Annotated in this window: 9 protein-coding genes and 1 pseudogene; 3 read left to right on the top strand and 7 right to left on the bottom strand. The window is 64.2% G+C overall.

Features of this window, described 5'->3' with window-relative positions; all coding sequences use genetic code 11:
- The 5 genes from EN925_RS07925 to EN925_RS07905 form a co-directional block, all read right to left on the bottom strand.
- Positions 1–531, bottom strand: a 531-nt coding sequence (locus EN925_RS07925) for a ChbG/HpnK family deacetylase (RefSeq protein WP_128336437.1), incomplete at its 3' end; no start/stop codon positions are given.
- Entirely contained in the window at positions 528–1,517 is a 990-nt protein-coding gene (locus EN925_RS07920; protein ID WP_064995601.1) for a glycosyltransferase family 2 protein, read from the bottom strand. The genes EN925_RS07925 and EN925_RS07920, both read right to left, overlap by 4 nt.
- Positions 1,510–2,673 (bottom strand): glycosyltransferase 87 family protein, encoded by a 1,164-nt coding sequence (locus tag EN925_RS07915; protein ID WP_127370048.1) that lies wholly within the window; start codon positions 2,671–2,673, stop codon positions 1,510–1,512. Before EN925_RS07915 ends, EN925_RS07920 begins: the two co-directional genes overlap by 8 nt.
- A gap of 197 nt (positions 2,674–2,870) precedes the next feature.
- On the bottom strand, positions 2,871–4,490 hold the full coding sequence (locus EN925_RS07910) for an autotransporter domain-containing protein (protein WP_127388482.1): 1,620 nt from the start codon (positions 4,488–4,490) through the stop codon (positions 2,871–2,873).
- A complete protein-coding gene (locus EN925_RS07905; protein ID WP_127368721.1) occupies positions 4,484–6,556 on the bottom strand; it encodes a hypothetical protein in 2,073 nt (690 codons plus the stop codon). Before EN925_RS07905 ends, EN925_RS07910 begins: the two co-directional genes overlap by 7 nt.
- 310 nt (positions 6,557–6,866) lie before the next feature.
- Between EN925_RS07905 and EN925_RS07900 the strand changes: the two genes are divergently transcribed.
- Positions 6,867–8,000 (top strand): helix-turn-helix transcriptional regulator, encoded by a 1,134-nt coding sequence (locus EN925_RS07900; protein WP_127368720.1) that lies wholly within the window; start codon positions 6,867–6,869, stop codon positions 7,998–8,000.
- Between the two features lie 14 nt (positions 8,001–8,014).
- Here the strand turns inward: EN925_RS07900 and EN925_RS07895 are convergent, their stop codons facing one another.
- The gene (locus EN925_RS07895) at positions 8,015–9,052 is read right to left on the bottom strand and encodes a zinc-binding dehydrogenase (RefSeq protein WP_127368719.1); all 1,038 of its coding nucleotides are present in this window, start codon (positions 9,050–9,052) and stop codon (positions 8,015–8,017) included.
- A gap of 53 nt (positions 9,053–9,105) precedes the next feature.
- On the bottom strand, positions 9,106–10,347 hold the full coding sequence (locus EN925_RS07890; RefSeq protein ID WP_127368718.1) for an acyl-CoA dehydrogenase family protein: 1,242 nt from the start codon (positions 10,345–10,347) through the stop codon (positions 9,106–9,108).
- Positions 10,348–10,460: 113 nt separating this feature from the next.
- On the opposite strand from EN925_RS07890, the gene EN925_RS07885 reads away from it, so the two are divergent.
- Positions 10,461–11,276, top strand: a complete 816-nt coding sequence (locus tag EN925_RS07885) for an SDR family oxidoreductase (protein ID WP_127368717.1) — start codon at positions 10,461–10,463, stop codon at positions 11,274–11,276.
- Positions 11,277–11,315: 39 nt separating this feature from the next.
- A pseudogene (locus EN925_RS40595) lies at positions 11,316–11,410 on the top strand (MaoC family dehydratase); the annotation flags it as partial.

Genomic DNA, 11,410 nt, shown 5'->3' with positions numbered 1-11,410 from the left:
GTTGAACCCGGCAGCGAGCGCGGCAATCGCGGCGACCTTCGACCCTGCGGCCAGCGCCGGGCCGCCGCGTAGGGCCGGCCTGTCGGCGCCTTCTGGAAACCGCGCGCGCAGCCATGTGCGCACGACGGGAAGGAAATGCACATGCTGATGCCCGTCGACGAAATCGGGGCGGCGGCCAAGCGCCTCGACGAAGCGGCTGTACTGGGCGTCAAGCTCGGCATGAACATGGCGCTCGCCGATGCGGCCGCGCAGAACAGGCAAGGCCAGTGCGCGGAGCGGTGGCAGCCGGCCTTCCGGCGCCAGGCTCGACCGGCCGGTAATGGCCAACTGGTCGGTCAAGGTGAGATGCAGCCCGACCGCGGCCCGGCCGCACAGCGGTTTTATGCGCGCTGCCTCCGCTTCCCATTCCGGAAACCCGGTCATGCAGCTGGTGCCGGTCAGCCTCCCGCGATCGAGCAGGTCGAGAATCGCGGCGGAAACGCCGGGCGCCAGGCCGTAATCGTCGGCGATCAGGCGGATGCGCCGCGTCATCTGTTCGAAGTGCCCGGCTCCGGCCGATCGGCGGGGGCCACGCTGCGCACGACGTCGCGCACGAGATAGACCGGGCGATCCTTGCTCTCGCTGAGCGTGACCCAGACGTATTCACCGATCAGGCCAAGCAAGGTCAGGTTGAGGCCGCCGAGCAGGACGACGGCAACCAGCAGGCTGGGGTAGCCCGGAACGGCAATGCCGTAGAAGATCACCTCGAAGAGCACCTTGGCGCCATAGAGCGCACCGGCCAACGCCGCGAGCAGCCCGCTGAGGCTGATGAGACGCAAGGGAATGACGGAAAAGGAAGTAAAACCTTCGAGCGAGAAGGCGATCAGGTTGAGCCGGCTCCATTTCGACGTGCCGCTGGCGCGGCCTTCCGGCGAATAGGGCAACGCCTTCTGGCGAAAGCCGGCCCAGGCAAACAGGCCCTTGTTGAAGCGCCGCTTGTCGCGCAGGCTGGTCAGCGCGCGCGCCACGGCGCCGCGCATGACGCGAAAGTCGCCGGCATTTTCGGGAATATCGAAACGCTGGCTCGAGTTGATCAGGCTGTAGAAAAGCCGTGCAAGCTGGCTGCGCCGCCAGCTCGCCTCGCGGCGGTCGTTCTGCGCATAGACGACGTCGATGTCCGGATGGTCCACCAGCTCGGCGATCAGCTTCAGGCTGATGTCCAGGGAATGCTGGAGGTCGGCGTCCATGATCAGCACCATGTCGCCGCGCGACTGGTCGAGGCCGGCGAGCACCGCGACTTCCTTGCCGAAATTGCGGCTGAGGCGCACGATCTCCCACGACCCCGTCAGCGCTTGCGAAAACCGCACGGCGCCATCGTCACGACTGCCGTCATCGACGAGGATCTTGTGTACGGTCATGCCGAAGCGTTGTGCCACGGCCACTTCGAGCTCGCCCAGGAGGCACGCGAAGGCCGATGCCGATGCCGCCTCGTTGAAGAACGGTGCGACAATATCGAGGCTCGGCCGCAACTCAACCATTCGCGACTCCCGCATTCACCACCTTTTCCCGTGCCTTGGCCCAGAACCACCAGATCAGCGAACCGGCGATGAAAGTGACGGCGACCGGCCGGAACCAGGGGAAGAGGAAATCGTGCACATGGCGCTCGACGCCGCTCAACCCGGTCACGAACAGCGTCGTCGACAGCACCGAGGCAAGGACGCCGCCCCGTTCTTCACGCCACAACAGGGCGATGGCAAGACCGGCTGGTACCGCGATCATGGCAAAGGTGTTTGGCTCGACGCGCGGGTTGAAGACGCACATGTAGAAAGTGGCTGTCAGGAAGATCGCCAGCGCCGCCTTTCCCTGTTCGAGCCTGCGGTCGAACCAGATGACGGCAGAAAGCGTAAACAGGGCCATGACCATGCGCACGATCGTTGCGCCGAATTCCGGTATTGGCAGTCCTATCGTGGTGAACGGTGCCGTGAAATCGGTGGGCACGAAATGGCTGGTGTTGTCGACGGCCATGGAGGTCAGCATCTGGATGAAGACACGATACTGATCGTTGAGATAGCCGGCGGGAGCAAAAGCGTAAGGCAGTGCCAGCACGAACAGCAGCGCCAGCACCAGCACCGGTATCAACCGGAGCCGAAGGGCTCCTACCAACAACAGCATTATGATCGCGGTCGGCTTGGCGATGATGGCAAGCGAAGCCCAGAAGAACGTCTCCGCCCGCCGCCCTTCCAGCGCCGACAGGGTGAGAAGCCAGCAAGCGCCGGTCAAAAGGATCGTTGCCTGGCCGTTGCGGATCGCCCCCACCGCCATCGGCAAAGCGAGGAAAAGACCGAAAGAAAGCAGCCATGCCAGTTCGCCGCCGCCGAGCTTGCGCACCTGCCGCATCGCGGCGTAGGTCAGCACCGCAAAGCCAATGGAATGCCAAACCAAGCCGCCCAGATGCGGACCAAGCTTGACTATTGGAGTGTAGAGCGCGGCAAAGGCCGGCGCGTAGAGATACCCCATCTCGGACTGGGTGTCGTAGAGCGGCAGACCGGCCTGAAGCGCCACGCTGCCGTCGATATAGGCCTGCCATACCGTCCGCGTGTGCGGTGACCACAGGACCAGGGCAAGAACGACCAGGAACGCTCCGATCCACAGGCCAAACCCCAAACGGTCGAAAACCGGCTTGGAAATCGTCATCAAGGCGCTCCACACAATCCCGGAACTGGATCAGTCCAGCCTGTCCCGGCATTCGATGGCGGCGGCATATCACGGACGAAGTGGCGTGGCATAGGGGGATTAACAGGCGCGGAACCACCGCTACAAACCGATAGCGGCGTCATTGTCGATCCCACGCCCGTCGGGGCTGCCGTCCTTTTTCGGCAATCCCGGAGTCGTCAGAACTTCACGGCAAGATCGACCTTGGCGCCCTGGTCGACCGTGCCGCCGCCGAATTGGCCGGTGTAGGACAGGCCAAGCGTCGCGTTGGCCGACATGTTGAAGTCGAGCCCAGCTTCGATGACGGCGCTGTCCCTGGCGATCGGCATGCCGGCGATGGTGAATTGATCGCCGCCGGCGAAGGCGAAGGTCGAGGTCGGCGTGACATCGTCGAAAGCATGACGCCAGCCGAGCATGCCGCGTGCGGTGACGTTCATGCCGCCGAACGCGAAGTCCGAGGAACCGCGCAGGCCGAGCGTGGTGAAGGTGGCGTCGGTGGACGTACCGATACTGGTCAGGGCCGTAGCACCGCCGGTTTCGGTGAAGCCGTCGGTGTGGACGCTGACATAGGCGAGATTGGCGAAGGGTTCGAACTTGAATTGTCCGGCATCGGCCTTGTAGGCAAGTTCGCCGAAGATCTGCGCGGTGCCGGCATCATAGTCGGCAGACAATCCATCCGTGAAGCCGTTGAAGGCGACGGAGCGTTTGGTCGAAAGGCTGCTCCAGCTATAGGCAGCACCGGTACGGAAGGCGATGGCGCCCCAGTTGGTGCCACCATAGAGGCCAAGGTGATAGCTGTCGGCCTTGCCCGAGGAGTTTCGGTGGTCGGCATCGAAGCTCGAATGGCTGTAGCCACCGAGCAGGCCGACGCGCCAGTTGCCAACCGATGTATCGGCACCCGCCAGCAGGCCGCCGGTCGAACGATCGAAGGCGGCGGCGTTGCCATCGGAGTCGGTATTGCCCCAGGACCCAAAAGCCTGGCCCCAGACGGCAAAGCGGTCGGTGTCGGCGGCAACCATTTCGGGGCCGCCTTCGCCATAGGCCATGACGGGCAATGGGGCCGCGCCAACATCGCGGAAGGCAGAACGGATGCGGCTGGTCGCGGCGTCGCGGACGAAGCGGCTGTCCTCGACCAGCATGCCCTTGGCCGAGGCATGGATTTCGCCCGAGAGCTGATCGAAGGCTGCCTGGGCTTCAGCGTCGGTGGCGAGATTGGCAACGGCATTGAACACAGCCCCACCCGTCAGGCTGTCCAGCCCTTCGCCGGTGGCGATCTGGTTGGGCGTCAGCCCGGCATCGGCGAAAGCATGAACCTTGGTCACGTCGAGATAGGCGTTGTTGCTGTCATAGTCGTCCGTCACCGTCAGGAACGCGGTACTGGTGACGCCAGTCATCGCGGCGAACTGGCCGTTCAGTCCGCTATCGGCGGTCAGCAGGGTATAGCGGCCGACGGAAAAACCTTGCGCCGTCACCGCCAGGGTCGAGCCGGTGATGGTCGCGGCACCGGTGGTGTGAAGGAGATCCGACTGAAGCGCGGCGTTGACGTCGATGGCGTAGGTCGAGCCGGCCGCCAGCGTCACGGTGCCGGCAAGCTCCGTGCGGTCGCCGGCGCCGCCATCCTGCATGGTCAGCCGGCCGGAGCTGGTCAGCTGCTCAAGCCCGTCGAAGGTCGTGGCTTCGATCATCCCGCCATTGCTGGCTGTGGTCAGCATTGCGCCGGCACCGTTGATGACGCTGTCATTGCCGGCGCCGAACAGGCTGGTCCCGCCGGTTGTCCAAATGGCGTTGTTGGTCACCATATCGTCCAGACCACGAAGGTCGACCGGCCGGTCAGCGTGCCGTCATTGGTGAGGGCCGTTGAGCCACCGACGGTCAAGACGGCCAGGGCCGTGGCCGTCTGCGCGCTGTTGCGCGTGGCGCCGGAAAGGCTGATGCTGATCGCCTGTGCGACGCTCGACTGCGCAATGATCGCGGCGTTGGCGCCTTCGACCGTGCCTGTCGCCGTGATGCTGGTGGTGGCCCCGCCGCTGTTCTCCGTATAGATGCCGTAAATGCTGCCGCTGACCGCCGCGGCGTCAACCTTCAGGCCTCCCGTCGTCAAGGAGCCGTTGATGGCGTAGATGCCGAAATTGGTTGTGCCGGTCACTGTGCCCGTCGCCTTGACCCGGGTGGCGCCGGTTCCATAGTTGATGACATCGATGCCCATGACGTCGCCGCTGACCGACATGGCGTCGACCGTCAGGTCTTTCGCGGTGCTGTCGTTGTGCGCGTTGATGCCGTCGCCGTCTGTCCCGATCACTGAACCGGTCGCCGTGATGCTGGTGGCGCCGGTGCCGTAGTTCCTTGCATAGATGCCGGTGCCGCCACCGCTGACCGCCGTTGCATTCACCGTCAAGCCCGTCGCCGTGCTGCTGTTGACCGCATTGATGCCGAAATCGTCTGTCCCGGTCACGGCGCCCGCCGCCGTAATGCTGGTGGCGCCGGTTCCGGTGTTCAGGGCATAGATGCCGGTCTTGCCGCCGCTTACCGCGATGACGTCGACGGTCAGATCCGTGGCGTTCGTGTTTGCCACGCCGGCAAACGTGCCGTCCGGATTGAACGTGAGAGCAGCGTTGACGGCAATGATGCCGACGCGATCGGTTCCGGTCACGGCACCCTTGGCGGTAACACTGGTTGCGCCGGCGCCCCTGTTCTCCGCATGGATGCCGTATTTGCCACCGCTGACCGCCATCGCGTCGACCGTCAGGCCGGCCGTCGTCGTATCGTCGTTGAACGCGTAGATGCCGGTATCGTTTGTCCCGGTCACCGCGGCCTTCGCCGTTATGCTGGTGCTGCCGGTGCCCTTGTTGTCGGCATAAATGCCATAGACGACGCCACTGACCGCAACGGCGTCGATCGTCAGGTCTGTTCCACCGCTGAAGGCATAGATACCGTAAAGACCTGCCGCGGTCACCGCGCCCTTGGTTGTGATGCTTGTGGCGCCGGTGCCATAGTTCTCGACAAAGATGCCGGTGTTGCCGCTGTCGACCTTGCCGTTGGCCGTCACCGTCAGGTCTTTGCCAGCACTTGCAGGCGGGCCAGAAACAAAGGTTACCGTGCCGTTCAAGATCGTGTTGACGACATCGAACTGTCGCCCACCATTGATCGCATAGATGCCGTAGAGCGTTCCGCCAATGACATCGCCATTGGCCGCTATGCTGAGATCGGCCGTCGTACCCTGATTGACGGCATAGATGGCGCTCTTTTTGCCGCTCACCATTCCGGTGGTGACGGTGGCGACCGAGCCCTGCGAATAGGCGAAGAGACCATAGCTGTTGGCACCTGTCGCCGTGACGTCGCCCGTAGCCTTGACGGTGGTCGCGCCGTCGCCGGTGTTGATGGCGGCAAGGCCGATCAAAGCGCCGGTCACGGCGCCGCTGGTGTCGATGGCGACCGCGCCGCCCGGGTTTGGTCCGTAATACGGGTCCGCGGCCTGCGGAACCAGGGACACGACGCCAAGGCCGATGCCGGTCGTCGAGGTCAGTGGCGAGGCATTGGCATCGGTGTAGCTGACCGCGCCGCTGCCCAATATGCCGAGAGCGTAGGGATCGCTGGTGGTGACGCTGAACCCGGGATCGGTGGTGACGGAAGGGTTGGCCGGAGCAAGAGCAAGGGCGATGAAATCGCCGAGATCCAACGGCAAGCCGACCGTGGTGGGGACGAGCTGGCCGGTCGTGTTGGCGCCGGAGCAGACATAGTTGGGTGATACTACAGGCACGCAGGCGGCCTCGGCGCTCTGGCCAAAGCCGAGCAGTGTTGCCCCGGCTATCGCCGTGCTGACCAGCAAGCGGTTGCGATATCGGTGATTTCGATTGCTGAGATTCATGTCCCGCCCTTGCGCAAATCCCGACTGGTCGCCTTCAACAGGAGGCCGAAGCGAATATCGGTGTTTCCTGCCAAGGGCTGATCGAATGCGGCCGCCTTTCACAGCCGTCAGATGACCGGGGTACACGCTTTCTTGGGATGAATGTTACCGGATTGCCACAGGTGGTTTGCCGACAGCAGGCGACTTTCAGAGCCCGCGAGACCGACCGGGGAAGAGCAAACCGCTCCGGCGGCAGCGCAACTTGCGCGAGAGCTTCCGTATGTTAGTCTTGTTTACGAAACTGTGGGCATCTGAAAGATCGCAACACCCAATGGCGGACGTCAGCGTAGAAGCGGTAGCCGTCGTGGTCGGCCAAATTTACGAAGCAGCCTACGATCAGCACCGCTGGTTCGATGCCATAGCCGGCCTGCGTGACCTGTTTGGCGGCTCTCGCTCCTGCATCGTGCGCTTCGGCCCGGAGGCGCTTGGCGCGATTGCATCCAACCCGGATCCGGAACTCAGTTCGCCAATGGGCATCGAAGCCTTCCTCGGCGATCCGGTGGCTCGCACATTGGCTTCCATCCCGCTCGGTGCGGTGGGTCATTGGCCAGCGTCGGACGAGGAGACAGCGTTCCGCAGCCGCGACCTCTGGCAAGACTGGCTGAGGCCGCGCGACATGCATCACGGGCTGGTCTGTAACTTGCTGTCCGCCAACGACGCACACTGGATACTCGACATCCATCGCGGCTCCAGACAGGAAGCATTCGGCCCCAGCGACGTCGAGCTGTTGCGGAAAATCGTGCCGCATGTGCTGCGCGCGGGGCAGATCGGCAGGCGCCTGGGGAACGTCTCGGCGCTGGCATCGGCCTTTTCGCACCTGCCCTTCGGGGTGTTCCTGGTCAACGCCAACCGGCATATAGCGCAAATGAATGAGGCTGCCGAAGCGATGCTATCGCGGCCCGACAGTCCGCTGGCGCTGAAGGACGGCGCCATCGTTGTTTCCGGTTCCACGGACGCGCGAGAGCTTCAGCGGCTGGTCGCGGATGCCTGTGCGTTGCGGGAAGGTGTGCTGCAAGGGACCGGTGGGACACTGCGTGTCCCGTCGGATCGCCAGCGATCCGGTGGGACACGGCTGGTGCTCTCCGTCGCGCCATTCGTCGATGCCCGCGCCTATGGCCTGGCATCGGAGCGCTGCGCGGTGATCATGGTCACCGAAGTCGCCGGGCGCATTCCGGACAGCTTCGAGACGCATATCCGCGGCCTGTTCGGCTTGACATTGGCCGAAGCCCGGCTCGCCACGGCATTGGCGTCAGGCCTGTCGCTGAAAGAGGCTACAGCGAGTTCCAGGATTACCGTGAAAACCGGTCGCGGCTATCTCGAACGGATCTTTGCCAAGACCGAAACCCGCCAGCAAAGCGAGCTTGTCGCACTGCTCAAAAGCACGGAACCGCTCAGCGGGCGATAGTGTCTCTCCACGCTTCAAGGCCGGATGAACACCTTGCCGTTGGGCTTGGCCAGTTCGGCTGGCAGCCGCGCCATTGCTTCGGCAAGCGGCACCACCGCCGTCACGTCGGTCGACCAGCGCCCATCGGAAAAACGCTTCTGCGCCTCCAGGATCGCCGGGCCGCGACGGTCGCGGAACTGGCGCATCCACTCGCTCAGCCAAAACCCTTCGATATGCTTGTGCTGGAAGATCAGTTGGCCGGGCTCGCGGATAACGGTGGCTTCGGGATCGAGCCGCCCATAGATGATCCAGCGCGACCGCTTCGGCATGACGTCGAAGATGGCGGAGGCAAGCGGCCCGGTTACCGCGTCAAGGAAGATGCGCGGCTGTTCGGCCTTCATCACCTCGCGCAGCGCCGCCTTGAAATCCGTCGCCCTTTCATTGAGCACGTGCGCCGCGCCAAGCGCATTCAGAGCCGCGATCTGGTCGTCGCGGCGCACGGTGACGATCGGCCGGAAACCCTCTTCGCTGGCCAGGCCGATGATCAGCTTGCAGAGCTGGCTGGCGCCGGCGGTCATGACGAAGGCCTTCTCGCCTTCCTCCTTGACGATGTCGAACATGGCGAGCGCCGTGAGCGGGTTGACGATCATCGCCGCACCGTCCTCGTCGCGAACGGTGTCGAGCAGCGGGATACAGGCAGCCGCCTCGGCGACGGCATAGTCAGCCCACGAGCCCCAGTTGGTGACGCCGGTGGCAAAGGCCACGCGCTTGCCGATCAGGCTTTTGGGATAGGGCTCGTCCCCGCTGGCGACGACAATGCCGACACCCTCGAAGCCGGCCGGCTGGCCCTTGGCACGCGGCTGGCCGTACTGGCCCTTGACGAAGGCGACATCGGACGGATTGATCGAGGCGAGGCTGACCTTGATCAGCACCTGGCTGGGGCCTGGTGTCGGCACCGCGATGCTGCCCGGCTCGAGATAGGGCTCCATCGCCTCCAGCACACTGCCGCTCGGCCTCCTGGTGTAGCCATCGCCGACAAGCAGCAGCGCCTTCATTTCGGATGGGACGGTCATCGGAACACTCCTCGCTCGAGCCTCGGGTCGCGCCCGCATGACGATGCCGGCGCTCAGACCTTCTCCTGCGTGTATTTCCTCAACTCCGTCCGCGCCACCTGACGGCGATGCACGGCGTCCGGCCCGTCGGCAAGGCGCAAGGTCCGCAGATGCGTCCACGACCGCGCCAGCGGTGTGTCCTGGCTGATGCCTTGCGCGCCGAACATCTGCACCGCCTCGTCGGTGACCTTGAGCGCGACGCGCGGTGCGATCACCTTGATCTGGCTGATCCAGGGAGCAGCGGCCCGCGCATCGCCCTGGTCGATCATCCACGCCGCCTTGAGGCAGAGCAGCCGCGCCATCTCGATCTCCATGCGGCATTCGGCGATGATGTCGAAATTGGCGCCGAGCTTTGCCAGCTTCTGGCCGAATGCCTCGCGGCGCACGGACCGCTGGCACAGCATCTCGAGCGCCATCTCGGCCTGTCCGATGGCGCGCATGCAGTGGTGGATGCGGCCGGGACCGAGCCGCCCTTGCGCGATCTCGAACCCCCTGCCCTCGCCGAGGATCAGGTTCGACGCCGGTACGCGCACATTGTCGAAGCGAAGATGCATGTGGCCATGCGGCGCGTCGTCATCGCCATAGACCTGCATGGCCCGCACCTTGGTCACGCCTTTGGTGTCTGATGGCACCAGGATCATCGAATGGCGGCGGTGCTGCGGCTCGTCATCGCCCCCGGTCCTGACCATGACGATGTAGATGGCGCAGCGCGGATCGCCGGCGCCCGAAGCCCACCATTTCTCGCCATTGAGCACATAGTCGCCGCCGTGGCGTTCACAGCGCATGGCAATGTTGGTGGCATCGGATGAAGCGACATCCGGCTCGGTCATCAGATAGGCCGAGCGGATCTTGCCGTCGAGCAGCGGTTCCAGCCATGCTTTCTTGTGGTCGGCCGAGCCGTATCGCTCCAGCACCTCCATGTTGCCGGTGTCGGGCGCCGAGCAGTTGAAGGTCTCGGCGCCGAGATGCGCCTTGCCCATCTCTTCGGCCAGATAGGCGTATTCGACGGTGGAAAGGCCATAGCCGCGTTCCGAGCCGGTCAGCCAGAAATTCCACAGGCCGCGCTCTCTTGCGGTCTTCTTCAGCCCTTCGAGGATCTCGCTCTGACGCGCACTGTAGACCCAGCGGTTGCCTGCCTTGCCCACTTCGCTGAGGAATTCATGGTCGAGCGGCATGATCTCGTCGCGCACCATGGCCGCGACGCGCGCCTGGATTGGCTTCAGCCGCTCGGTCATGCCGAGATTCATCTCCGTCATCGGTCGCTAACCCTTCATACACGCCAGGCATTTTGTCAGTGGCAAGGATGACCGTACTTCGGATAGCCTTGTCAACGAACTGTTTGCCCGCATGCCGAGCGCGGAGAATTGTGATGAGCTATCTGGACGAACTGTTTTCGGTGGCCGGCAAGACCGCGCTGGTGACGGGTGCGGCGACCGGCATCGGCCGCATGGCGGCGACCGCGCTGGTCAGGGCCGGCGCCAGCGTGATGATCGCGTCGCGCAAGGGCGAGGATTGTATCAAGGTCGCCGAAGAGTTGAACCAGCTTGGTGCACCGGGCCGGGCCGACGGCTTCGTCGGCGACGTTTCCAGCGAAGCCGGCATCGCCGCACTCGTCGCCGAGGTCAAATCGCGCACCGAACGGCTGAACATTCTGGTTAACAACGCCGGCGTCTCCTGGGGCGCGCCGCTGGAAAGCTTCCCCTATTCGGCATGGGCCAAGGTGTTTGGCGTCAACGTCACCGCGGTCTTCCACCTGACGCGCGAATTGCTGCCGCTGCTCGATGCCGCCGCCAGCGACGCCGATCCGGCCAGGGTGATCAACCTCGGTTCGGTAATGGGCACGCAGCCGCTGGCCGACGACGCCTATTCCTACACCGCCTCGAAGGCTGCGGTTCATCATCTGACGCGCACACTGGCGATCGAGTTCGCCGCCCGCCGCATCACCGTCAACGCCTTTGCCCCCGGCCCCTTCCAGAGCCGGATGACGGCATTCGCCACCGGTACGGATGAGCAGGCCAGGCACGTCGGCAGCCATGTTCCGATCGGCCGTATCGGCGCACCGGATGACATTGCCGGCGCAACGCTCTATTTGTGCAGCCGTGCAGGCAGCTATGTCACTGGCGCCATCCTGCCGATCGACGGCGGACAGTCGGTGCAGCATGGGCTGACCTTGTTCAAGGAATGACATTTTCCGGCCACAGAAGCCGGGGGTGAACTGGAGGACATGAGCGTGGAACCGATCAGTCTCGATGTGCTTCTGGCCAGTGTCGGCAAGGAGGTCGGCGTGTCGCCGTGGCGGGTGGTTACGCAACGCATGAT

The organism is Mesorhizobium sp. M7A.F.Ca.US.006.04.2.1, assembly GCF_004022915.1.
Lineage (GTDB): Bacteria > Pseudomonadota > Alphaproteobacteria > Rhizobiales > Rhizobiaceae > Mesorhizobium > Mesorhizobium ciceri.
Note: the sequence above shows the minus strand (reverse complement) of the source record. Positions and strands in the feature narration are given on the sequence as shown.

Excerpts from the sequence above, each read along its gene's own strand:
- EN925_RS07920 (WP_064995601.1), bottom strand. The coding sequence starts at position 1,517 with ATGGTTGAGTTGCGGCCGAGCCTCGATATTGTCGCACCGTTCTTCAAC.
- EN925_RS07905 (WP_127368721.1), bottom strand. The coding sequence starts at position 6,556 with ATGAATCTCAGCAATCGAAATCACCGATATCGCAACCGCTTGCTGGTC.
- EN925_RS07900 (WP_127368720.1), top strand. The coding sequence starts at position 6,867 with ATGGCGGACGTCAGCGTAGAAGCGGTAGCCGTCGTGGTCGGCCAAATT.
- EN925_RS07910 (WP_127388482.1), bottom strand. The coding sequence starts at position 4,490 with ATGGTGACCAACAACGCCATTTGGACAACCGGCGGGACCAGCCTGTTC.
- EN925_RS07890 (WP_127368718.1), bottom strand. The coding sequence starts at position 10,347 with ATGACGGAGATGAATCTCGGCATGACCGAGCGGCTGAAGCCAATCCAG.
- EN925_RS07915 (WP_127370048.1), bottom strand. The coding sequence starts at position 2,673 with ATGACGATTTCCAAGCCGGTTTTCGACCGTTTGGGGTTTGGCCTGTGG.
- EN925_RS07885 (WP_127368717.1), top strand. The coding sequence starts at position 10,461 with ATGAGCTATCTGGACGAACTGTTTTCGGTGGCCGGCAAGACCGCGCTG.
- EN925_RS07895 (WP_127368719.1), bottom strand. The coding sequence starts at position 9,052 with ATGACCGTCCCATCCGAAATGAAGGCGCTGCTGCTTGTCGGCGATGGC.